Source organism: Pseudoalteromonas sp. McH1-42 (assembly GCF_022347845.1).
Taxonomy (GTDB): domain Bacteria; phylum Pseudomonadota; class Gammaproteobacteria; order Enterobacterales; family Alteromonadaceae; genus Pseudoalteromonas; species Pseudoalteromonas rubra_D.
The window spans coordinates 82,353-106,759 of the sequence record NZ_JAKRFU010000022.1; the positions used below are offsets into that span (position 1 = coordinate 82,353).

Below are 24,407 nucleotides of genomic sequence, written 5' to 3' on the forward strand. Positions count from 1 at the left end.
GACCCCTTTTATTGCGATATGAGCAGCAACTCATTAGAGTGGAAGAATTCCAACGCTTGCTTAAGATCTTCACTACAACCACTGATACCAGTCTGAGTCTCAAAATGATCCAATAATTGTGCAAATGTAAGCTCACCTTTGATCATGCTTATTAGCGAGCCGGCAGCTGGATTAAGAGACAATAGTTTCGCTTTAGGAGAAGTTGGTACAAAATACATGACCATAGCCGTTTCTTTCTCTTCGACGTTTGCAGGGATCTCGTCCTCATCAAGCAATTCGATCAGTTGTGCTAAGTCATAGTCAAGTTTCAACAACGTCGCTGAGTCAACAAGCTTTATTTTGGTGTCATTCTCAATTGTCGTGCTTGCGTTTTTGGTGTTGATGTATTCAAAATCATCTTGATTTGTCGTGGTTAGATTCAACTGATTTCGAATATTTTCGAAACGGATCAACTCAGCGGTATAATTTGGAATATCGTCTTGCGAACCGTTAATGCTGTCCTCTAAGAACTGACCAAATTTAGATACAAACGCAAGTTTACTTTCCCCTGGATATGCAGGGTTGACGTTATAGAAACGGTCAAACAGCTTAAATAGTGCAGGCTCGCCAAGCACCTTTAATGTATATTCATAGCTTGCTGTGTTTCGCTTGAAGTTTTTCATCTTCAGGCTTGATGCATACTGTTCCAGAGCTTTTTTCTCAATATTTCTGATTGCCTGCTTTTCTTCATCCGTTAGCTGATATAAAGCCTCAGTAACATCTGGTGCAACATCATTTAGTTTTCGAAATACGTCATCTGTGTACAAGCGATTGACGAAAGATTGTAATTCCAGTGCGCTCATCTCTAATTCTCTTCTTTTTATATTTTCAAATGCTTCGGTAAACTTATCGCTAATCGATTCTGCTATCTCATCAAAAGAGGGATAAAAATCCTTTGCGACTTCATAGCAATTTGCACCAATTTGTTTAGCTTTATCAGGAAAATCGAGTACAAAACTGATCTTTTCAGCCAGTGCATCTGTGTCTTGAGGATCTACCACAAGTAAGTTCTCGCCCGGCTCAAGCTTGTCCTTCACACGCTGCTTTTCATAAATTTCATCAGATACAATCAGACATTTACCACAACGCATAACTTCAACAGCAACGCCTGGCATATGGATAGGGATTGCGAAATCACGTTCTAAGAAACAAACCGCATCGCATAAATTGATAAATTCTGGCACTTGCCAATGCGGCATGAATGGTAACCAAATGGTATTTTCTTCAATGCCAGCTTCTTTTACTTTATTGACAAACTCTTTTAGCTGGTGCGCATGACCATTAGTGAGGGCTAAGAAGTTGAACTTTTTACCGCGTTTCTTTAACTTGCCCAAAGACTCGATGAGATCGTAACTGCCTTTGCTAATACCGACCTTACCGTAGATACCGATACTACTGGCTTCACTATCATAGTTTTCATAACCAAACTGTTCTCTAAGCATTGAATATATCGGCTTGCTCAATGCATCTTTTGTACTGATTAGATACTGTTCTAAATCAAGCGCTTTGCGCTCTGGATTGTAGATGAATTCAGGGCAGGTTGGCGGTGCAAAAGGCATGACATTGTATGGATCTACACCTGCATGATAAAAACGACGAGTCGTGGAGCCACTGGAAAAAATAAATCCTGCTTTACTGAACATCTCATGGTAAAGGGTGTTGTGCTCTGGGTTTTTAAGCAGTCGGCCTACATCACTACCAGCATGCTTCAAGCCAAACGGAACACCAGTCGCTTGTGACGTGACATAAGCTGCAACGCCGTATGGTTCAAAATAGTGACCTAGGATAAAGTCACACTCATATTTACGGACAACGTCAATAGCTATATTAGAAAGCTTTGATACGAAAGGGTTAGCATAAGGAATATATTGGTACTTAGCTTTTTCATTTGTGTAATGGATATGCAGATTGTTCTTTACATCAGCAAATGGAGTACCTGACATATCATCAGGAATACGTCCTAATGTTATTCTAAACTCTTCTTCAGTTTCAGTCCCGTTGCTGATCAGATGCACCTGATGGCCTTGCTTAGCCAATGCATAGCATAGCCAGAAGTTTAACTGCGCCACTCCCCCTTGAATTGGAGAGACTTTTCCTATTATACAAATGTTCATTACAATGCCTTTTAGTACTTTGCTTTATTATTGATTTTTATTTCTGCACTCGGTGTAGTTGAAACTTTAAAAGAGGCGTACAACGCCTCTTTAGCTGTTAGCAATTACATTTGTGCCATGTAGTAACAGCCTGAACAACCAGTACAACCGCCACAGTGGCCGCCTTCTGGAGATACATCACCGTTTTTGCTAGTAGCTTGAGCTGCTTCAAAAATGCTGTTTGAAAAAGACATAATTTCTTCCTTTTTGTTTAATGGTTTTTTATTGAGTTTGACAAGTAGGGCAACCAGTACAGCGGTAACCTTCACACAAATCACCGGGGTGACTTGTAGAGAGCGATGCTGCATGAACGTCATGTTGAAAAGACATAACTTATCCTCTACTCAGTGTGTTTTTTTAATTAAAACTCAGCCTGAGCTTCACAAGCGCGACAGCCTTTACAGCCAGCAATATCTACATCACCAACGCTTTGGCTAACTTCTGAAATTACAAATAGTGAATTAATCATCATTTATTCCTTTTTTATTAAATAGTTCAATGGAACGTGTTGCTTACAACCCTAATTGGCCGTACTCATACCTTACACTGTCTCGAAAGCTACAAATAAAGTGCGTTCCTTATTCGGTGAGTGGTGCATGTGATATTCACATAAGCGCCAAGCCACCATTCATTTTTATATGGCTGTGCGTAACGCACTGCCTTGTGTGACAAAAAATAGTGTGAATTTACTCATTGACCAGTGCAGCTCAGTGCACTCAAATCAATTCCAGATTCGACCTATCGTTTGACAGGGTGAACTTACAAGATTAAGTGAGTGAACCAAAAGTGAATAAACGTTAACAACCATTAGCAACAACACAAACAAAATGGTAAGTGAATGATATTAAAGCTTTTTAAAATAAAAAAGAGATAAAAGAAGAACAAAAAAAGCAACAGAATAGTGACATTTTAAAACACTAAAAACGCATGGTTAAAAATAGTGCAACCTAAACTTATAAAAACCAACAAGCAGGGGCGATTTGATCTGTCCATTATTTCTGGACACCTGCCTGAATTAAGTACAACCTTCACTTTGGTTTCTTACCTATGACGTATTAAATATGGTTACTTCTTGAAAGCTTGCCTGACAGGTCTTTATCGTTTTTGGCAAACGCAGCAATACAATACGACATGAGAAGTCTTTAACGCCGTTGGCGCCATTTTTACTCCTTCAAATTGAACAGGTATTAAGTGAAATTGGTATAAAGCAAAGTGTGAGCATAGTTGTGATACAGAAGCATTTATAAATGTGGCACAGATAACGTCATATTTGCTCCGTCAAATTGAACAAGCAATAGGTGGTAGTATAGATGGCAACCTCAATTCACACAGCTGACGGTTGCTCCCTGACGAGAAGCCACAAGTCTTTTTCAGCTGTGGCCATATGATTCGATGGTAAGCATAACATTAGCGTCAAAGCACCGTGAAATGGCCGTGACCATACCAAACAAAAGCCCGATAATCGCCTCTATACCAGAGAATCTCGTTGCAGTTGGTTTAGGCTCTGCCCATTTCATCGCGACAGATTGCCATAAGTTTGAATAAACAATTAATTGGTGTGATTAGGGAGTGCGGATCCGACTAACAGAGACTCATTTATAAAGTGTGAATATGGATATCATCACAATACAAGCATCTAAGCCAGCCTACATGGTGAAATACGGACTTGTAATACCAATTTGCTTAATTAAGTGATCTATTTTGAGGCGAGAAAATAGGGTCGATAACAAGGCAAAAATTTTGCTATTTAGTTGTTCTAAATAAGAAATTTTTCGGGAAAGAAATAGCCATGGCTGCTCAAGGCATGCAGCACAGCCTGTAAGAATGTTGCTGATAAATGTTAGAGAACCAAAATGCCTTCACCTGGCATCTAAAAAAATAAACCCCACTTAAAAAGTGGGGTTTATTATCAGTCTGAAACCCACGTAGAGTGTGGGTTTTTTAAACCAGATAGGTGGCTGCTTATTTGCGCAGCTGGCGTAGAAGACGTAGCTGAGCAAGAGCTTCTTCAAGCTGCATTGCAGCTTGCTGGTAATCCAGCTCACCTGCAGTGCCTGAAGCCAATTGCGCTTCCGCTTCACGTTTAGCTTCTTCAGCAGCTTGCTCGTCAATTTCTTCCGCACGGATCGCAACGTCAGCAAGGACAGTTACGGTCTTAGGTTGAACTTCCAGCGTACCACCTGCAACATAGATAAACTCTTCAGTGTTATCTTCTGTTACTAAACGTACCATACCAGGTTTTAGGCCAGTCAGTAGTGGTGCGTGACCCGGGTGAATACCCAGCTCACCTTCACTACCTGTCACTTGGATCGCAGTCACGTCGCCAGAGTACAAACTCTTTTCAGCGCTCACTACGTCAAGGCGTACTGTCATTGCCATAACAACCCCCTAATTACATGTTTTTGGCTTTTTCGATCGCTTCGTCGATTGAGCCAACCATGTAGAAAGCCTGCTCTGGCATGTCATCGTATTCACCGTTTAAGATGCCTTTGAAGCCAGAAATAGTGTCTTTCAGTGAAACGTATTTACCAGGTGCACCTGTGAATACCTCAGCAACGAAGAACGGCTGAGACAGGAAACGCTGGATTTTACGTGCACGAGATACAACTTGCTTATCTTCGTCAGATAGCTCGTCCATACCTAGAATTGCGATGATGTCTTTCAGCTCTTTATAACGCTGAAGTACAGTCTGAACGCCACGTGCAGTCTCGTAGTGCTCGTTACCGATTACTAGCGGGTCAAGCTGACGAGATGTTGAATCTAGTGGGTCTACCGCAGGGTAGATACCTAGAGACGCGATATCACGTGAAAGTACAACAGTTGCATCAAGGTGCGCGAACGTCGTTGCTGGTGACGGGTCAGTCAAGTCATCCGCAGGTACGTATACGGCCTGGATTGACGTGATTGAACCAGTCTTAGTCGATGCGATACGCTCCTGTAGTACACCCATCTCTTCTGCAAGAGTTGGCTGATAACCTACCGCTGAAGGCATACGACCTAGTAGTGCAGATACCTCAGTACCCGCCAGCGTGTAACGGTAGATGTTATCTACGAAGAACAGTACGTCACGACCTTCGTCACGGAACTTCTCTGCCATAGTCAGACCAGTCAGAGCAACACGCAGACGGTTACCCGGTGGCTCGTTCATCTGACCGTATACTAGCGATACTTTGTCTAGTACGTTTGAGTCGTTCATCTCATGGTAGAAGTCATTACCCTCACGAGTACGCTCACCAACACCGGCGAATACAGAGTAACCGCTGTGCTCGATTGCGATGTTACGGATAAGTTCCATCATGTTTACGGTTTTACCTACACCAGCACCACCGAACAGACCAACTTTACCACCCTTCGCGAACGGACATACAAGGTCGATTACCTTGATACCTGTTTCAAGTAGCTCAACTGAGCTGCTTTGCTCTTCGTATGAAGGTGCAGCGCGGTGGATTGACCAACGCTCTTCTTCACCGATTGGGCCGGCTTCATCAATTGCGTCACCCAGTACGTTCATGATACGACCAAGTGTTGCTGTACCAACTGGAACCTTGATTGGCTCAGCTGTACCTTCTACTGAAGTACCACGGCGCAGACCGTCAGTACTACCAAGTGCGATACCACGTACCACACCGCCACCTAGCTGCTGTTGCACTTCTAGTGTCAAACCAGCCAGGTCGCCTTCTGTAACTTTTAGTGCGTCATATACGGCTGGCACGTTGTCTTGTGGGAACTCGATGTCCACAACGGCGCCGATAATTTGGACGACCTTACCTAAACTCATGTCTATTCCTCTCGTTAAACTTTGCCGAAGCGTTACACGGCAGCTGAACCAGATACAATCTCACTGATCTCTTGTGTGATTGCAGCCTGACGCGCCTTGTTGTATACCAGCTGTAACTCATCAATCAGGCCACCTGCGTTATCTGTTGCGGCTTTCATCGCAACCATACGGGCAGCTTGCTCAGAGGCAGCATTCTCAACTACACCTTGGTAAACCTGAGACTCAATAAAGCGCACTAGTAGTGTCTCTAGAATCGCCTCTGGGTTTGGCTCATATAAGTAATCCCAAGCGTGAGCTGATACTTCTTCTTCAGCTTTTGGCAAAGGTAATAACTGATCGATAACAGGCTCTTGCTTCATTGTGTTCACAAAGTTGTTGTACACAACGAATAAGCGATCAATTTTGCCTTCTTCGTATGCTTTTAGCATCACTTTAACAGGACCAATTACGTCCTGAACGGAAGGCGCATCTCCTAACCCGGCTTTTTTGGCTTCTAGCTCACCGCCAAAACGCTTAAAGAAACCGGCAGCTTTGCCGCCAAGGGTTGCAAATGTTGCATCAACACCCTTTTCTTTCCACGCTTTAACGTCTTTCGCTACATACTTAAACTCGTTTGAGTTCAAGCCGCCACAAAGACCACGGTCAGTAGAGATAACGATGTAACCTACTCGCTTCACCTCACGCTCAATTAAGAACGGGTGTTGGAAGTCAAGGTTAGCCTGAGCAATACGACCGATCACTTTGCGTAAGTTTTCAGCGTATGGGCGGCTGGACGCGACGCGTTCCTGTGCCTTCTTCATTTTAGAAGCGGCAACCATCTCCATTGCGCTGGTGATCTTCTGAGTATTCTTGATACTCCCGATCTTGCTTTTTATCTCTTTTCCGCTGGCCATGACTCTTTCTCCGAATCTGGGTGAGTAGTTAACTACTCACCTTCATAACACATTACCAAGTTTGCGTAGACTTGAACTTCTCTAGAAGTTCTTTCAGCTGCGCTTCGATCTCGGCGTTGTAGTTACCAGTTTCATTGATTTGAGTCATTAGCGCTGCGTATTCGCTTTTCGCGAATGCGATTAGGCTTGCTTCAAAATCAAGTACTTTGTTGATTTCGATGTCTTGCAGGTAGCCTTTCTCAACAGCGAATAGAGACAGAGACATGTCAGCAACAGACATTGGTGCGTACTGTTTCTGCTTCATTAGCTCTGTTACGCGCTCACCGTGCTCAAGCTGGGCACGTGTTGCATCGTCAAGGTCAGAAGCGAACTGAGAGAACGCCGCTAGTTCACGGTACTGAGCTAGCGCTAGACGGATACCACCACCTAGTTTCTTAACGATTTTAGTTTGCGCTGCACCACCTACACGAGATACCGAGATACCAGCGTTAACAGCTGGACGGATACCTGCGTTGAACAAGTCAGTCTCTAGGAAGATCTGACCGTCGGTGATTGAGATAACGTTGGTAGGTACGAATGCAGAAACGTCACCACCTTGAGTTTCAATGATTGGCAATGCCGTCAATGAACCTGTTTGACCTTTCACTTCACCGTTGGTGAACTTCTCAACGTAATCAGCGTTAACACGTGATGCACGCTCTAGAAGACGTGAGTGAAGGTAGAATACGTCACCTGGGTATGCTTCACGGCCCGGTGGACGCTTAAGTAGTAGTGAGATCTGACGGTAAGCAACAGCTTGCTTAGACAGGTCATCATATACGATTAGCGCGTCTTCACCACGGTCACGGAAGTATTCACCCATAGTACAACCAGAGAACGGTGCCAGGAATTGTAGTGCAGCAGACTCAGATGCTGATGCAACAACAACAATGGTGTTCTCAAGAGCGCCATGCTCTTCTAGTTTACGTACTACGTTAGCAATGGTCGAAGCTTTCTGACCAACCGCAACGTACACACACTTAACGCCTGTGTCTTTTTGGTTGATGATAGCATCGATAGCCAGTGCTGTTTTACCAGTCTGACGGTCACCGATCACTAGCTCACGCTGACCACGACCAACTGGGATCATAGAGTCGATAGACTTATAACCAGTTTGTACTGGCTCGTCTACTGATTGACGCTCGATTACGCCCGGTGCGATTTTTTCAACTGGCTCAAAACCATCGTTGTCTACCGCGCCTTTACCGTCAATCGGCTCACCTAGTGTGTTTACAACACGACCTAGCAGACCACGGCCTACTGGTACTTCAAGGATACGACCTGTTGATTTAACTTTTACGCCTTCTTTAAGGTCTGCGTATGGACCCATTACTACCGCACCTACTGAGTCGCGCTCAAGGTTCAATGCGATAGCATAACGGTTGCCAGGAAGCTCGATCATCTCACCCTGCATACAGTCAGCAAGACCGTGGATGCGGATGATACCGTCGGTAACAGATACGATAGTACCTTCGTTACGCGCTTCACTTACAACTTCAAACTGCTCAATGCGTTGCTTGATCAGTGCAGAAATTTCTGTGGAATTAAGTTGCATGCTCTTTTTCCCAATTACGATTGTAGCGTCGTCACAAGACGATCTAACTTGCCGCGAATAGAGCCGTCAATGACGGTATCGCCAGCTTTAATGACCAGACCACTTACGATGGTTTCGTCGATGCTACAATTCAGCTTAACTTTGCGTGCGAAACGTTTCTCAAGTGCCGCGACCAATTTTGCTTGCTCTTCTTCGGCAAGCGCTGCTGCTGAAACGACGTTAACGTCGATTTCTTTGTCATAGTCTGCTTTAAGTTCAGCAAACAAATCTGCAACAGCTGGAATGGCGGCTAAACGCTCATTTTCGGCCATCAGCTTGATAAGATTTTGGCCTTGTTCGTCGAGTTGCTCAGCGCATAGCTTGATGAATACATCAGACTGCTCTGCTTCGGTAGCAATGCCACCCAGTAGCAGCTGAACCTGTTCATCGCGGGCCACTTGGCCTGCGAAGAACAGCATTTCATTCCAAGCTTCAACTGTGCCTTTCTCAACGGCAAGTTCAAAAGCCGCTTTAGCGTATGGGCGAGCGATAGTAGTCAATTCAGACATGCTCATACCCTCTACTTAAAGCTCAGCGACAAGTTTTTCAACGATGTCACTGTGTGCGGCTTGATCGATTTCACGCTCTAAAATCTTCTCTGCACCAACCACAGCCAGAGTCGCTACTTGTTGACGTAGCTCTTCTTTCACGCGGTTGCGCTCAGATTCGATCTCAGAGTGTCCCTGAGCAATGATTTTCTCACGCTCTTGCTGACCACGAGTTGTCTCTTCGTCAACAATCAGCGTTGCACGCTTTTTAGCTTGTTCAATGATTTCGCTAGCTTGAGTTTTCGCTTCTTTCAGTTCTTCAGCAGCTTTTTCGCGCGCTTGCTCAAGATCTTTTTCAGCTTTGTCAGAGGCAGCTAATCCATCTTCGATTTTCTTCTGGCGAGCTTCAATCGCACCATTTAGTGGTGGCCATACGAACTTCATACAGAACCATACGAAGACCACAAATGCGATTAATTCACCTATTAGAGTGGCGTTTAAGTTCACGACCGCTCCTCCTTACTTGACAGTTGTTCGTTTCAGGTATTTTGCAATATTAAAGAGCGAACAACATGTACATAGCGATACCTACACCGATCATTGCAACGGCATCGATAAGACCAGCTAGGATGAACATTTTAACTTGTAGTTGAGGCGCAAGCTCAGGCTGACGAGCACATGCTTCTAGGAACTTACCACCCATGTTACCGAAGCCTAGTGCAGTACCGATTGCACCAAAACCGATTAGTAGAGCAACAGCGATAAGTTTAATAGCAACTGCGATTTCCATTTTTATCTCCAAAGTTTCAATAGTAAATTAAAGTTAAAGTTTAAAAAATTCTTTTATTTCAGCTAATTAGTGGCTTTTTGTGCTAGCCATGCTGAGGTAAACGATAGTCAGCATCATAAATACGAATGCTTGCAATACGATTACCATGATGTGGAACACAGCCCATACAAAGTGCAGTGGAAGCTGCATCAGGCCGATTGCACCGATCAGGATGAAGATCATCTCACCTGCATACAAGTTACCGAACAAACGCAGTGCCAGCGAGAAAGGCTTAGCAACCAATGCGATTGTTTCAAGTAGCAAGTTACATGGGATAAGAATTGCCATCACTAATTTGTTCTTAGAGCTGAACGGGTGAAGCGTAAGCTCAGCAATGAAGCCGCCCAGACCTTTGATACGAATTGAATACCCGATCATCAGAATAAATACGCCCAGTGCCAGTGCAGCAGTCATATTCACGTCTGTGGTCGGTACAATCTTCATGTAAACATCATGTGGGTCCATACCAAATGCTTGCTCACCAACGAAGCCGGCGAAAGCAGGTAGGAAATCAACTGGAACCAAATCCATCAAGTTCATTAAGAACACCCAGACAAAGATAGTCAGGGCCAAAGGCGCGATCAGTTTGCTATTGCCATGGTAAGTGTCTCGCACGTTATCACCAACGAGCTCAACAACCATTTCAATAAAGCACTGGAATTTACCAGGAACGCCTGTGGTGGATTTTTTAGCGGCACTTCGGAAGATCCATAAGAATATAAGACCTAAACCGATGGACCATGCGAGGGTATCTATATGCCATGTCCAGAAACCACTGTCCGCACATGCTTTATTGAAGGCCAGACCGGCATCGGTCGAACACATCTTGGCATTGGTCAAGTGGTGCTGAATATGGCTCGATAGAGTCACTTCTTCTGCAGCCATTGTTTTATCCTAAAAGTTAATGATTAAAAAAAATCAGAACCAACCATTGTGTCAGCATTACCAGCATGTAGGTGCCAAAAAACGGCAACATAACCACTGAAAAATGCTTAAAAATGAGCGCAAAAAGCACAACAGTTAGCAAAAATTTTAATCCGTTTCCTCGTTTCAATGAGGAATACACTTGATTTGCCTTACTGGCACCCATAAATCGGAATGCATAAGCGGCAAATACAAAATTAGGGAGTACCAGCACCGCACCGCCAGCCAACGCCGACAAGCCTGCTTCCACTCCCCAACCAATAAAAACTATTACTGCAGCAATGATAGCTACGAGACCCTGATACAAAACACCTTTTAATGCGGCACGCCGATATGGGCTTGCTAACGAATGAGTCACTTATAATTAACCTTAATGACGCTAAATTTTATCAGGGCTAGAAAACTGGCGAAATTATACTTATTTCTGCTCAATTTGCAACTTGACGAGACGAAATGTAACGCTTTTCGAGCGCCCATTTCGCCTTAAAAGGTAAGATTACGAGGGTTGTTGAAAATCGGGCTGGATACGCCCCAAAATTCCATCTAATTCATCTAAATTTGCATAAGAAATCACCAGCTTACCTTTGCCTTTTTGGTTATAATTTATCTCCACTTTGGCCCCCAGGTTCTCTGCTAGCTGTTGCTCAAGCAGTTTAACGTCCGGATCTTTCTCTTTTGCTGGTTTTTTCTCCACGGGCTCTAACATAGCACGCACCAGTTTCTCGGTTTCACGGACCGTTAGTCCTTTAGCGACCGCGGTTCTGGCCGCTTCCGATTGCTGCTCACCGGTCAGTGCAAGTAGACAACGGGCATGACCCATTTCAATATCACCATGTTCCAACAAGATTTTTACATCATCGTTGAGATTATTGAGACGAAGTAAATTGGTCACTGTGGTACGTGACTTGCCTACGGCGTCAGCAACTTGCTGATGGGTTAGTTCAAACTCGTTCAGTAATCGGTCGAGTGCAACGGCTTCTTCCATGGCGTTTAGATCTTCACGCTGAATGTTCTCAATCAGCGCAATGGCCACTGCGGCTTCATCAGCAACATCTTTGATGATACAGGGCACCACATCCAGCTCAGCAAGCTGCGCAGCGCGCCAGCGTCGTTCACCAGCAATGATTTCGAATTGGTTTTCAGCGATCGGGCGCACCACTATCGGTTGTAATACACCTTGTGCCCGGATCGAACTGGCAAGCTCTTCCAGCGCCTGTTCAGACATGTCCTTGCGCGGCTGATATTTACCACGTTGCAAATACTCAATGGGCAACCGTTGTAATTCCTGATCGGTCACCTCATGGTTTTGCGTCGTCTGCTCGGGTTCAACGGCACGCTCGGTGCCCTGGGTTTGTGTGACTTCAGGCTGAGCAGGTTGAGGCGCAGCAGGTTTTGCTGAACTCAACAGGGCATCCAGACCTCGACCCAAACCGCGTTTTTTCACCGACATTATTTTTTCTTCCTCTTAGGCAACAGCTGCTGCTTGTTTTTCCTGACGGCGGAGCATTTCTCCGGCCAATGCCAAATAGGCTTTGGCACCACTGGATGCTCTGTCATAGTACATCGCTGGCGCACCAAAACTCGGCGCTTCTGCCAGACGCACATTGCGTGGGATCACCGTGCGGTATACTTTTTCACCAAAGTGCTGTTTCAGCTGTTCAGATACATCATTCGCCAGGCGGTTACGTGGATCGTACATAGTACGTAAGATCCCCTCAATCTGTAAATGGGGATTGACCAGCTTAGAAAGCTGCGTGATGGTATCCATCAGCGCTGTGAGTCCTTCCAGTGCATAATACTCACACTGCATAGGCACCATAACAGAGTCAGCCGCCGCCATTGCGTTGACCGTCAGCATATTCAAAGAAGGCGGACAATCAATAAAAATAAAATCGTACTGGTCCAGCACCGATTCCAGTGCATTACGCAAACGCACTTCGCGGGCGAACAATTCCATCAATTTAACTTCTGCCGCGGTCACATCACCGTTAGCAGCAATTAGATGGTATTCGCCGGACGTTTCTTTGCTGATCACGTCCTGAATGGGGGTCTCTTCGATCAAAAGATCGTAAATGGTTGCTACTTCACCATATTTGTCAACACCGCTGCCCATGGTCGCATTGCCTTGTGGATCCAGGTCAATCAGCAGGACCTTACGCTTGGTCGCAGCCATGGAAGCTGCCAGGTTAACTGCAGTGGTGGTTTTTCCCACACCGCCTTTTTGGTTTGCGATCGCAATGACTCTAGCCACTATGTCCTCGAATACTAGTCTTTTTTCAGAATGATTAAATGACGTTCACCATCCAGCTCGGGGACCTGTAAACTAATATCACGTTCCAGAGTCACACCGGCAGGCAGGCTATCCAGTTCCTGCTGCGGAAACTGACCTTTTAACGCCAGAAAGCGGCTTTCGTCATCGACCAGATGTCCACACCACTGAACCATATCCTGCAAAGAGGCAAATGCACGGCTCAGTACACCGTCTAATTTAACACTTGGTTGATATTCTTCAACACGAGACTGAACGGGTGTGACGTTTTCCAGTCCAAGCGCATGTTTTACCTGGGTTAAAAAACGTACACGCTTACCAAGGCTGTCGAGCAAAACAAAATGCGTATCGGGCAGGGCGATGGCCAGTACAATCCCAGGTAATCCGGGTCCGGTACCCACGTCGATGTAATTTTTGCCGCTCAGGTGAGGCGCAACGACTAACGAGTCCATGATGTGTTTAACCATCATTTCTTGTGGATCGCGCACTGAGGTCAGGTTGTAGGCTTTGTTCCATTTATCGAGCAGCCCGACATAATCGACGAGCTGCTGCTTCTGTTGTTCAGTTAGCGTGATGTCCGTACGGGCTAACAGGGCTGTAAGTTGTTCTAATAACACAGTCTTCCGTTTGTTGTTACGCTGACTTGCGTAACAACCCTTGCTTCTTCAGATACACTAATAATAGCGAAATAGCAGCAGGGGTGATACCAGAAATGCGAGACGCCTGGCCGATTGTTTGTGGTCTGGCTTCTGACAGCTTAGCCACCACCTCGTTTGACAGACCGCTGACCTGAGCGTAATCGAACTCAGCCGGTAATAGCGTTTCTTCGTGACGCAGTTGTTTGTTGATCTCATCCTGCTGACGCGCAATATACCCGGCGTACTTAGTCTGTATCTCAACTTGCTCCAGCGCCTGAATATTGTCCTGTTCGCTGGCCAACCCTTCAATCTGCATCAGTGTGTTATAACTGACTTCCGGGCGACGGATCAGATCTTCCAAACTGGCTTCACGGGTCAATGGCGACTTCAGCAATTCATTCACCTGCGCCAGTGCAGGATGATCTTTGTGGATCCAGGTGTTACGCAGTCGCTGCGTTTCCTGCTCCATGACTTCCAGCTTATTGTTGTAAGCTGCCCAGCGTTCATCATCCACTAAACCCAGTTTACGGCCTTGTTCTGTTAGACGCAGGTCGGCGTTGTCTTCACGTAACAGCAAACGGTATTCAGCACGGCTGGTGAACATGCGATACGGTTCTTTGGTCCCTAAGGTTGCAAGGTCATCGATCAAGACTCCGGTATAGGCCTGATCGCGACGCGGTGTCCAGGCATCCTGACCCTTAACTTGCAAGGCCGCATTCATACCGGCGATTAAGCCTTGTGCGCCGGCTTCTTCATATCCGGTGGTACCATTGATTTGGCCAGCAAAGAACAGACCATTAATGAATTTGGTTTCCAAAGATTGCTTCAGGTCACGCGGATCAAAGAAATCATACTCGATGGCGTAACCAGGACGACAAATATGCGCATTTTCAAAACCCTGAATTGAACGCACGATCTCCAGCTGAATATCAAACGGCAAGCTGGTGGAGATCCCGTTTGGATACAGTTCGTAAGAAGTCAGCCCTTCCGGTTCAACAAAGATCTGATGTTTCTCTTTATCAGCAAAACGAACGATCTTATCTTCAATAGAAGGACAATAACGAGGCCCAATTCCTTCGATCACACCGGCATACATAGGTGAGCGATGCAGGTTTTCACGGATCACGTCATGGGTTTTCTCATTGGTATACGTGATGTAGCAAGGGATCTGTTGTGGATGATCCGATGTTTTACCCATAAATGAGAATACCGGCGTTGGCGTATCACCTGGTTGTGCTTGCATCACAGAAAAATCAACAGTGCGTGCATCGATACGAGGTGGTGTGCCTGTTTTTAGCCGATCAACACGGAAGGGCAGTTCACGTAAACGCTGTGCCAATGCAATTGAAGGCGGATCGCCTGCACGGCCACCTTTAAAGTTTTCCAAACCAATGTGGATCTGGCCACCAAGGAAAGTACCGACTGTTAATACTACCGTTTCGGCACTGAAGCGCAGTCCCATTTGGGTAACAACCCCTTTCACCTGATCCTGCTCAACGATCAGATCATCACACGATTGCTGAAAGATCTTCAGGTTTTCTTGGTTTTGCAAAATATCCTGGATCGCCGCTTTATACAGTGTGCGATCTGCCTGAGCACGAGTCGCTCTTACAGCAGGACCTTTAGATGAGTTCAGTGTACGAAACTGGATCCCGCCTTTGTCGATCGCTTTGGCCATTGCGCCACCTAACGCATCGATCTCTTTTACCAGATGACCTTTTCCGATCCCGCCGATTGCTGGGTTACAGGACATCTGTCCCAGGGTGTCCATATTGTGTGTTAACAATAAGGTATTCATGCCCATACGTGCTGCAGCTAATGCTGCCTCAGTACCTGCATGACCACCACCAACAACGATAACGTCAAAATGCTCGTGATAAATCATTTACGGGATCCTACTTAAAAACAACCAGCAAATTTCGAAAGGGTGCGTATTCTACCCAGAAAAACGCAGAAGTGAAACGTTTAAATTTTAATCAGGGTCAAAAGGATCACTTAAATATATATAAGGATCTTTTTAAAGATCTTTATTAGATCTTACTATTAGATCAGCCCGGATCTGTGAATAACGATGTATTCCTTATTTGATCCAAAGAGTTAGTTCAGATCATATGGTGTGAATTAGATCGGATCATCACGATGAAAAGCTTTGATCAAAGTGGCTATTTATTCACAGCCCAAGATCCAATGAAAACTATCCAATGGATAAGTATGCTTAGATCCGCAGTTAGATCAAAGGTTATCCACAATGCGATCTAAGAAAGAGTCATTTTGTGAATAACTTCTGTGTAAAAGATCTCATCACTGATCCGCATATCGGATTAACTGGCCTGATCCAATTGCTGTTTTAATGTGGGCAACCAGGCGATGGCCGCATCTTCCGGCAGTGCTTCATCTTGTACATCGATCTTTAATACCGGTAAAAGCTGCTGTGCGCCTTTATCTGACAGTAGCTGCGCACAGTTACTGGCGGCCAGATTAAAGGTGTCATAACTTGAGTCGCCAATACCCACTACGGCAAATTGCACATGGCTCAGATCTTCATGATCAGTCAGTTGCTCTATAAAAGGCAGCAGGTTGTCCGGATAGTCGCCGGCACCATAAGTAGATGTGACCACCAGCCACAAAGAATGCTGACAGGCACTCAGGTCCGGTTGTTCATGCAGTTGCGTGTTGAATTCACTGGCATCAAGCTGCTCGGCAAGCTGTTCTGCAACGTACTCTGCGGAGCCCATTTGGCTACCTATGATGATCTCAATATTGCGCATGCGGCGTTAGATCCTGATTACTGACTCTGGGCGTATTCGCGACATCTTAATGACCTTCACAGAGAAGTAAAGCCTTGATCTGAGTTTGGGATAAAAAAATCTAGCGCAATTAGTAATCAAATTACACAGTTTTGAAATTAATGCATATAAATCAGTGGTTTAATAAAATATTCCAAATGCTAACCCGGTGTGCTTGTTGTGGATAAACCGCGAATATCCTGATGCTTTTTGGGGTTATCAGGCCCTACAGAAATGCCTGTAAAGGGTCAAAAGCCGAGCAATTTTTAGCTTGTGGATAGATTCTGGTGCATAAGGCGATCTGATCGTCTTTTCATGACAAGAAAGAGGATCTATAAAGTTTGATCTATATAATGAAATAATCTAAAAAATGTCGATCTTTTTCACATAGTTGACAGGATCGGGTGTTTGCCGTTGCTGTTTATGTTGTACAGCCACCTCTAAATGATGGTGTGATGTGAGTAATTTTGCTCGCCATAGCACTGTTTGCGACACCGATGTTCCTTTATGAAATACAAATATTGACAGAAATGCGCGGTTTTTCATCAATTACTCACAGTTTGCAGTGTGATCTGAGCATAATCTAGGCGCAGTTTTCAAAGGAGCAAACGGATGAAATCACTCAACTTGGGCGCTGCGCTGATCTGTATCGGTGTGCTGAGCGCATGTGTTAGCCGCAATGAACGGCCGACCATTACCATTGAACAACCTGAATTGACGGCAATCGCGATGACTCAGGTGACGCTGGCAGCCAGGGTCACTGATAAGGATGATAACCTGAAATCAATCGCCTGGCGTCAGGTCTCAGGGCCGGATGATGCTGTGCTACATGTATCGGGTGATCAGGCACAAAGTATCGATGTACGCCTTCCCACAGCCGCCGGCGAATATACTTTTGAGATCACTGCCACGGATGAGCTTGATGTCTATCAGAGCAAACGTTTCACTGTGATCGTAAAGTCGCTGCAAGAAACCGTCTTTGTGCAACTTGATGATTTGTTATTGCAGGTTTATGAAGCGGATAAAGCCTTGATCCCTGGCATCCAGGCCCTGATAGATTTCAATCAGGGCGGGGTTGTGTGGCGAGGTGCTGTTGGCTATCGGGATGCACAGCAGACTCAGGTGTTAAAAACAGATACGCCGTTTCGCATTGCCAGTATTTCTAAGTTATTAAGTGCAGCAGTGACCTTTTCCATGATTGACGAAGGACTATTTACGCTGGATACGCCGATCACAGCGTTGATCTCGCCAGAGGATATGCCCTTGGGTTATAGCATCGAGGACTTGCATGTTGCTCAGGGCGTGAAACGTGGGGGATCACTTACGATCCGGCAACTATTAGATCAAAGTACCGGGATCCGTGATTTTATTTCCTATTTGCATGACCCGTTAGCGCCTGACACGCGTTCATTTATTGCGGCACTGCAAGGCGGTGAAGATGATATTCCGGCGCTATGGCGCTCTGATTTGCTTATTGCCGATCTGCTAGAGCGTGGTTTAACACAAAACCTGGAGGCTATGCCGGGAGAAAAACACCTGTATGGCAACAGTAATACCGATTTACTCGCCTGGGCACTGGAAAAGCACACCAAAAAGCGCTTTGAGCAGCTGTTATATGAGCGTGTGTTGCAGACGCTCGGTATGGACAACACTTATATGGATCGGCATGAACCGATGCGTGGTTCAGAGCAGATAGCGCACCACTACTTTTATATTCCTGAACATGAGGAGATCCCCTCTGAACTGAGTGGTAATCACAATGTGGTTGCACTTGAGGTGAATACCTCTTTTGCCTGGGCTGGCGGCGGGATGGTCTCCACACTGGATGATCTCAATGTGTTCATGACGGCTCTTCATCAGGGGCATTTGGTTGAGGATCCTCAGTTACAAAAGGAAATTGCCGAGCACTGGCTGAGCGAAGTGCCTGAAGAGGGCGTTCAGGAACATTATGGCCTGGCGCAGGAGCGGTTTGATTTTGAGGGCTATTCCACAACCGGACATTCTGGGTTCTGGGGCACTAACGCAACATTTGTTGAGCCGCTGGCGATCCGTATGGTCACGGCAAGCCATCAGGTATCTGCGGAGAGTTTTTATGAATTTGAGCAAGCTGCCATTGCGTTATTTCACGAACTGGGCATAAAAGGCGTGGCGCCGCTCACTAAAGATACTCAGTGACGGAAGAGTAAGACGCACCTAAGCGGTGCGTCTTAGTATTGTATTACTTACCAATACAGAAAGAGCTGAAGATCTTACCCAGCAAGTCGTCGGAGGTGAATTCACCGGTGATTTCATTAAGGTATTGTTGTGTGAGTCGCAGTTCTTCAGCCAGGATCTCGCCGGCAATGTGCATTTCCAGCTGAGTCTGGCCAATCTCCAGATGTTCTGCGGCACGTTCCAGCGCGTCGAGGTGACGGCGACGTGCCATAAAGCCACCTTCGGTTGCACCGGTAAAGCCGATACAGGCCTTGAGATGTTCACGCAACAGATCAATCCCTGTGCTGTCTTTGGCACTGAGGCGGATCAGGGCATGACCATGATCGTGACTGGTACCGGTCTGTTCACCACTGAGGTCAACTTTATTGCGGATCACGGTGATGTCCATGCCGGCAGGCAGTTGTTCAATAAACTCTGGCCAGATCCGGGCAGGATCGGTTTCATTGGTTTCGGTACCGTCAACCATAAATAGCACGTGATCTGCGGCGCGGATCTCATCCCAGGCACGCTCAATACCGATTTGTTCCACTTTATCCGGACTGTCGCGCAGGCCTGCTGTGTCAATGATGTGCAGCGGCATGCCATCAATATGGATATGTTCTCTCAGTACATCCCGGGTGGTGCCGGCAATATCGGTGACAATAGCAGCTTCACGGCCTGCCAGCGCATTGAGCAGTGATGATTTACCTGCATTTGGCCGACCCGCGATCACCACTTTCATGCCTTCACGCATAATGCTGCCTTGCTTGGCCTGTTGGCGCACCACACTGAGCTGCGCGATGATGGCGTTCAGGTCGCCAGCCACTTTGCCATCAGAGAGAAAGTCGATTTCTTCATCCGGAAAGTCAATGGCCGCTTCCACATACATGCGTAAATGGATCACTTGTTCCACCAGCGCATTGATGTGTTTTGAAAAGTCACCTTGCAGTGAGTGCAGGGCACTTTTCGCCGCTTGCTCGCTGGTTGCATTGATCAGATCGGCAATGGCTTCGGCCTGAGTCAGATCCAGCTTATCATTCATAAATGCGCGTTCAGAGAATTCACCGGGTTTGGCGAGTCGCACGCCTTCGACCTGGCTGATCTCTTTAAGCAGCATGTCCAGCACCACCGGACCACCATGGCCCTGAAGCTCAAGCACATCTTCGCCGGTAAAGGAGTTTGGGCCTTTAAAGAACAGCGCAATGCCCTGATCCAGTTGCTCTCCCTGAAGTGTCTGGAATGGCAGGTATTCCGCATAGCGGGTTTTTGGGCATTTTCCGAGTATTTTGTGCGCGACCTGCTCAGCCAGAGTACCTGAAATTCGAATTATGCCGACGCCGCCCCGACCCGGTGCGGTTGCCTGTGCAGCGATGGTGTCTTGTGCGATCATTATGACCCTTGAAAGCAAACTCTAATTATCGCTAAGTGTACAGCAAACGTGCGCTGTGAGGTATAGTAGAGGCGGTTCAGATATAAGGATATCCACTGTGGTTGCTTTCGCTCAGTTTCATTTTGATGCAGATAAACAGATATTAAGCCATGCGCAACAAGTTGTGCCATTACGACCTAAAGTTGCTCAATTACTGCGGTTTTTATTGGCCCGTCCACAGCAAGTGATCGCGCGTGAGACGTTGCTGGATGCTTTATGGCAACATGGTGAATATCGTGATGCAGCGTTGACGCAAAGTATGGCAGAGCTGCGCCAGGCACTGGGAGATGATGCACAACAGCCGAGGTTTATCCGCACCGTACCGCAGCAGGGCTATCAATGGATCTGCCCACTTACTCAAGTGAATCGCAATAAGCGCTGCATAATATGGGCGACTTTTTTGAGTATCGCGCTGTTGATTATCGGGGGAGTCATTGGTTATGTCAGTCAATCTGCGCCTGAGCCTGTTATGGCGCAGGAGGCGCGACCTGCTTTGACCATTTTGCCGCTGAACAATGATACCGAAGTGGCCGCCAATGCGTGGTGGGGGTATGCATTGCATGCAGCACTGGTGGCACGCTTGCAATCTGACTATCAGCTAGTCCCGCCGGCCCAGCAGGCAGAAGTGAATAGTAACAAACAGGTAGCGCTCACCTTGTCCCGTCAGCAACAGCGTTATGTACTGACCATCAGCTCCACGGGGCAACAGCATAAGATAGTGGTTGAGCAGCTTGATATGGCGTTTGACAGCGTGGCAGATCAGGTCATTGCTGCACTGAACTTATTGCCTGATGGGCACGCCAGCCAGACCCGTCGGAGTGAGACAGCATCCCAGGACTATTACCGTGGCTTGCAGGCCCTGGACGAACAAGGCAGCAGACTGGCAAAGTCATATTTTGAGGCTGCCTTGACCCAACATCCTCAGCATCTGGCTGCGCAGCTCGAATTGGCCCGCATTACCTGGCAACAGGGAGAGCTGGCACAGGCCAGCGCAGTGTTTACCAGCATGGACGTGAGTAACGCGGCGCCTGCAATCAAGGTGCGCTATTATCTGTATCAGGCAGAGCTCAGCAAGGCGCAGGGTCATTACGCTCAGGCACTGACAGATGTGCAGTTGGGGCTGGATCTTGCGCAGCGTCATCAACTATTGGAGCAACTGGCTACGGCGTATCAGTTGCAGGCCGATCTGCTGTGGTTGGATCAACAGTGGGATGCACACAGTAAGGCCCTGAACTCGGCATATGCCCTAATTGGCAGCCGCGCACTGGCTTATCAGGATGCGCAGCGTGCGTTTTACCTGGCTAACCCGCCTGTTGCCGGGCCTGAAGAAAAGCGCTTACTGGATCTTCAAAGCAGCCGAGAAGTGTTACACAATACAATCACCTACTATCGCCAGTCGCCGCAGCGTTTGCTGCTGGCACGCGCTTTGTTTGCTTATGGCCAGAATTATCTGGTGCCAGTTGTTGAAAGTGAACCCAGTTTACTGGAAGCGCTGGAGATTGCATCCAATCTGGGCGAAGACTATCTAAGAAAGCAAATACTTACTTACCTTGGCTTCTATTATATTCAGCTTCACCGAGGGGATGAAGCCCTTACGTATCTGGCGCAGGTTGAGCCGGATCCCCTGTGGCTCCCTCAGTATGAATTGCACTGGTTACTGCGTGGCATGGCCATCATGGATGGTGCGCTCACTCACAGTGACGCGCCGGGGTTGGCCAGTGCCATAGAGACATTTGAGCAACTGTTGGCCTGGGATAAAGTCTCTGTAATGACCGCAGCACATGCTCAGTTGATGCTGGGTTGGAGTCTGATAAGACAAGGTGAGCTGGAACAGGCTGAAGCACATGTCATGCAAGCACGGGCAGTGTATCAGCGGCTGAACCTGGCAGATACGCTGAGTTATACCCGTTATACTCAGATGTATATCCGTTTATTGCGCGGTGACGCCGAGGCTGCACTGGCCGTGATAGTCGATCCGCATAATGCCAGTCACCTGGAGCTGTTGTATGGCGCGGCGGCGGCCTGGTTCGTTCAGGACAACACTTTGTCATATCAGTTGAGCGAGCTGCTTGCTGCGCGGGAGCACAGTGATGCTCTGATCGCGCAGCTGAGTCAGATCAGGGCAGGATCAGAGCATACCTTCCAGTTAGTCAGTACAATCCTGGATAAGCCTTATAGCGTTTATTGTCAGAGCAACTGGGCACTATAAGGGAAAAGACGGTACCCGGTTAGCCCGGTAAATCACTTTACCTTGTTTGTTTTGCACCACCCAGTAGGGCAACTCGGTCACCGCAAAGTAGCGAAACAGCTGATTGTGGCTGTCGAAGAGTATTTCATGATTTACTTTGAAGCGCTGTTGGTAGGCGATGACCTGAGCTTGATCGACATAAAATGGTTTGATCACGCTCACTACCGGGTAGTTAATCTGCTCTGACAGGTGGTTATTTTGTGCGATCCTGCGTTCACAATCCGGTATATGCTGAAATGGACACAGGCTGTCACTGAAGAACAATACCCGAAAATCAGCATCGGGTGCAGTGGGATCAAAGCGCTGTCCGGACAAGCTATGGAGTGCTTCTTCTCGTGGGGAAGTATCAATGAGGGCTGTTGCTGGCAGTGTGCCCAGTGCCTCCCGTTGTTGCACTTGATCCTGTTCAACCACCAGCCGATAAGGGGTCTGCCTGACGCCATAGCGGATCGCCAGTTGATTGTGGGTGTCGATTTGTAGCGTGGCATAGCCTGGAAACAGGGCGGTAAACTGCTCCACACTGGCTTGATCTATGTTGATGTCCGGGTGAATGAAGCGGCGCTCTATACCCGACTGTTGAGGGGGGAAGGCGGTTTGCTGCATATATTCATCCCAGATGGTAATAAAAATATATTCAATGGATGAAGCGGCTGTCCGCTGACTGAGTATGAGCATAGTCAGACTCAGCAATAGGGTGATCGGGTTTAGCAATTTCATGGTTTTACTCCTGACTGTGTTGCCAGGTGTTGTTTAAGCTCATCGGTCAGCAGGGCGCTGCGATAAATTTCTGTGCCATTGGCATCGAGTAAAATGTGCTGAGGCGTACCTGTGACCTGATACTGATGTGTGATGTCACCTGTGGCATCGAACACCACAGGAAACGGGTAGTCATGGCGCTTTATATAGGTTTTGATACCCTGAATGGTCTGGTTAAAGCCGACATTCACAGCGATGACCTGATAGCGGCCCTGACTTTGTTCATAGGCTTGTTGAAGGTGGGGCATTTCTTCAACGCAGTAAGCGCACCAGGTAGCCCAGAACTTCAGATAAGTCATCTTCCCTTTACTTGATATCGCCTGCCCTTGCAACGTATCAGCCTGTAAAGGGGGATAAGATTTGGCGGTGGCCGTGACTGAGAGTGCCAGCAGCATGATGCCTGTGAGGATTTTCGTCATGATGGTCTCCATAATGGTTTCCTTGCGTTATAGCCAGCTTTTGCCAGCCTGAATAAGAAAATATTGCGCCATGAGCAGCAGAAGTAGTGCGCTGGCAGTGGGGACATGCGTGAGCCAGGCGCCCGTGCGGGGCAAACGAGCCAGAAACTGACTGCTCAATCCGGCCAGCAGCAACAGGCTGCTCATGCCCAGGGCGAAACTAAATAGCAGTAGAGCACCAAATAGCAGGTGTCCGCTGGTGGCAACAAACAGCATTAAGCCCCCGAGCACCGGAGAGGTACACGGCGCTGCGACCAGTGCACTGGTCATGCCCATCAGCAATGGACCCTGTGTACCTCGAAATCCCAGGCCAGAAAAGTGCGGAAAAGTCAGCCACCCTTTATTCACCAGTGCCAGATAAATGAGCACATTGGCAAAGCCAATCTGTATCCAGGGGTTGGATGCAACCACACCAAACAAGCTGCCACTCCAGGCTGCGATGCCACCCAGTAGTGCGTAGATTGCGGCAAAGCCGAGACAATACTGAAGCGGTGCCAGTGTTTGGGTGCGATATCGGGTGAGGGTGGCCAGCGTAATGGGCAATAGTGGATAGACACAGGGTGTAAAGCTGGTTAGTACACCACTAAACAAAGCCAGAGGCAGCAGCCACCAGCTGAGGTGTGCGGTGTGTAATGCGTCCAACAGAGAGAGGTCAAACATAGTGTGCTCGTTAAGTTGTAAAGAGTGAGCACAGCATGCAATGCAAGCGCCGATCCCCCTATCAAAGTGACCTAAAATTATCCTCAAAATTTATCAACATCTTGATTCTAATGATTAAGCTGAAAGAACTTAGTTGTGAGACTGTGAGACTGTGAGACTGTGAGACTGTGAGACTGTGAGACTGTGAGACTGTGAGACTGTGAGACTGTGAGACTGTGAGACTGTGAGACTGT

General features: G+C 47.0%; 22 protein-coding genes. 2 read left to right on the plus strand and 20 right to left on the minus strand.

Translation table 11 applies throughout. The annotated features are described in order from the left end of the window. Positions 1 to 8: 8 nt before the first annotated feature. From MHN31_RS18930 to mioC, 16 genes are all read right to left on the minus strand, one after another. Positions 9 to 2,153 (minus strand): glycosyltransferase, encoded by a 2,145-nt coding sequence (locus MHN31_RS18930; RefSeq protein ID WP_125561147.1) that lies wholly within the window; start codon positions 2,151 to 2,153, stop codon positions 9 to 11. A gap of 104 nt (positions 2,154 to 2,257) precedes the next feature. After that, positions 2,258 to 2,500 carry a hypothetical protein gene (locus MHN31_RS18935; RefSeq protein WP_138538123.1) on the minus strand — a complete coding sequence of 81 codons (243 nt, stop codon included), beginning with the start codon at positions 2,498 to 2,500 and terminating at the stop codon, positions 2,258 to 2,260. Between the two features lie 1,654 nt (positions 2,501 to 4,154). Next, entirely contained in the window at positions 4,155 to 4,571 is a 417-nt protein-coding gene (locus tag MHN31_RS18940; protein ID WP_125561149.1) for a F0F1 ATP synthase subunit epsilon, read from the minus strand. Positions 4,572 to 4,584: 13 nt separating this feature from the next. Further along, entirely contained in the window at positions 4,585 to 5,970 is a 1,386-nt protein-coding gene (atpD, locus tag MHN31_RS18945; protein WP_010384876.1) for a F0F1 ATP synthase subunit beta, read from the minus strand. Positions 5,971 to 6,002: 32 nt separating this feature from the next. Then, positions 6,003 to 6,863, minus strand: coding sequence for a F0F1 ATP synthase subunit gamma (gene atpG, locus MHN31_RS18950; RefSeq protein ID WP_010384875.1), 861 nt, complete (start codon positions 6,861 to 6,863; stop codon positions 6,003 to 6,005). A gap of 52 nt (positions 6,864 to 6,915) precedes the next feature. Next, a complete protein-coding gene (atpA, locus tag MHN31_RS18955) occupies positions 6,916 to 8,457 on the minus strand; it encodes a F0F1 ATP synthase subunit alpha (protein WP_010384874.1) in 1,542 nt (513 codons plus the stop codon). A 14-nt stretch (positions 8,458 to 8,471) separates the two neighbouring features. After that, positions 8,472 to 9,005 carry a F0F1 ATP synthase subunit delta gene (atpH, locus tag MHN31_RS18960; RefSeq protein WP_010384873.1) on the minus strand — a complete coding sequence of 178 codons (534 nt, stop codon included), beginning with the start codon at positions 9,003 to 9,005 and terminating at the stop codon, positions 8,472 to 8,474. A gap of 15 nt (positions 9,006 to 9,020) precedes the next feature. Then, positions 9,021 to 9,491, minus strand: a complete 471-nt coding sequence (gene atpF, locus MHN31_RS18965) for a F0F1 ATP synthase subunit B (RefSeq protein ID WP_010384872.1) — start codon at positions 9,489 to 9,491, stop codon at positions 9,021 to 9,023. Between the two features lie 49 nt (positions 9,492 to 9,540). Continuing rightward, the gene (gene atpE / locus MHN31_RS18970; RefSeq protein ID WP_008222392.1) at positions 9,541 to 9,774 is read right to left on the minus strand and encodes a F0F1 ATP synthase subunit C; all 234 of its coding nucleotides are present in this window, start codon (positions 9,772 to 9,774) and stop codon (positions 9,541 to 9,543) included. Between the two features lie 66 nt (positions 9,775 to 9,840). Continuing rightward, a complete protein-coding gene (gene atpB / locus MHN31_RS18975; RefSeq protein ID WP_010384870.1) occupies positions 9,841 to 10,698 on the minus strand; it encodes a F0F1 ATP synthase subunit A in 858 nt (285 codons plus the stop codon). Between the two features lie 16 nt (positions 10,699 to 10,714). Further along, positions 10,715 to 11,095: an ATP synthase subunit I gene (locus tag MHN31_RS18980; protein WP_010384869.1), complete on the minus strand. Its 381-nt coding sequence runs from the start codon at positions 11,093 to 11,095 to the stop codon at positions 10,715 to 10,717. A 138-nt stretch (positions 11,096 to 11,233) separates the two neighbouring features. Next, complete coding sequence (locus MHN31_RS18985) at positions 11,234 to 12,187, minus strand: ParB/RepB/Spo0J family partition protein (protein ID WP_125561153.1); 954 nt, start codon at positions 12,185 to 12,187, stop codon at positions 11,234 to 11,236. 15 nt (positions 12,188 to 12,202) lie between these two features. Next, positions 12,203 to 12,988 (minus strand): ParA family protein, encoded by a 786-nt coding sequence (locus tag MHN31_RS18990; protein ID WP_010384867.1) that lies wholly within the window; start codon positions 12,986 to 12,988, stop codon positions 12,203 to 12,205. Between the two features lie 14 nt (positions 12,989 to 13,002). Then, a complete protein-coding gene (rsmG, locus tag MHN31_RS18995; protein ID WP_125561155.1) occupies positions 13,003 to 13,623 on the minus strand; it encodes a 16S rRNA (guanine(527)-N(7))-methyltransferase RsmG in 621 nt (206 codons plus the stop codon). A gap of 16 nt (positions 13,624 to 13,639) precedes the next feature. Beyond that, on the minus strand, positions 13,640 to 15,529 hold the full coding sequence (gene mnmG / locus MHN31_RS19000) for a tRNA uridine-5-carboxymethylaminomethyl(34) synthesis enzyme MnmG (protein ID WP_239445063.1): 1,890 nt from the start codon (positions 15,527 to 15,529) through the stop codon (positions 13,640 to 13,642). Between the two features lie 436 nt (positions 15,530 to 15,965). Beyond that, complete coding sequence (mioC, locus tag MHN31_RS19005; protein WP_125561159.1) at positions 15,966 to 16,412, minus strand: FMN-binding protein MioC; 447 nt, start codon at positions 16,410 to 16,412, stop codon at positions 15,966 to 15,968. Between the two features lie 630 nt (positions 16,413 to 17,042). On the opposite strand from mioC, the gene MHN31_RS19010 reads away from it, so the two are divergent. After that, the gene (locus tag MHN31_RS19010; RefSeq protein WP_239445064.1) at positions 17,043 to 18,605 is read left to right on the plus strand and encodes a serine hydrolase domain-containing protein; all 1,563 of its coding nucleotides are present in this window, start codon (positions 17,043 to 17,045) and stop codon (positions 18,603 to 18,605) included. A 43-nt stretch (positions 18,606 to 18,648) separates the two neighbouring features. Here MHN31_RS19010 and mnmE read toward each other — a convergent pair whose 3' ends face one another. Further along, a complete protein-coding gene (gene mnmE / locus MHN31_RS19015) occupies positions 18,649 to 20,013 on the minus strand; it encodes a tRNA uridine-5-carboxymethylaminomethyl(34) synthesis GTPase MnmE (RefSeq protein ID WP_125561163.1) in 1,365 nt (454 codons plus the stop codon). A gap of 97 nt (positions 20,014 to 20,110) precedes the next feature. Between mnmE and MHN31_RS19020 the strand changes: the two genes are divergently transcribed. Further along, positions 20,111 to 22,261 carry a winged helix-turn-helix domain-containing protein gene (locus tag MHN31_RS19020; protein ID WP_239445065.1) on the plus strand — a complete coding sequence of 717 codons (2,151 nt, stop codon included), beginning with the start codon at positions 20,111 to 20,113 and terminating at the stop codon, positions 22,259 to 22,261. Here the strand turns inward: MHN31_RS19020 and MHN31_RS19025 are convergent. Genes MHN31_RS19025 through MHN31_RS19035 form a run of 3 tightly spaced genes read right to left on the minus strand, consistent with a single transcriptional unit; the run spans position 22,256 to position 24,174 of the window. After that, positions 22,256 to 23,017, minus strand: a complete 762-nt coding sequence (locus MHN31_RS19025; protein WP_239445066.1) for a hypothetical protein — start codon at positions 23,015 to 23,017, stop codon at positions 22,256 to 22,258. The two genes, MHN31_RS19020 and MHN31_RS19025, sit on opposite strands and share 6 nt — an antisense overlap. After that, entirely contained in the window at positions 23,014 to 23,475 is a 462-nt protein-coding gene (locus MHN31_RS19030) for a TlpA disulfide reductase family protein (RefSeq protein ID WP_239445067.1), read from the minus strand. Before MHN31_RS19030 ends, MHN31_RS19025 begins: the two co-directional genes overlap by 4 nt. Positions 23,476 to 23,502: 27 nt before the next feature. Continuing rightward, on the minus strand, positions 23,503 to 24,174 hold the full coding sequence (locus MHN31_RS19035; RefSeq protein ID WP_239445068.1) for a cytochrome c biogenesis protein CcdA: 672 nt from the start codon (positions 24,172 to 24,174) through the stop codon (positions 23,503 to 23,505). Positions 24,175 to 24,407: the final 233 nt, after the last annotated feature.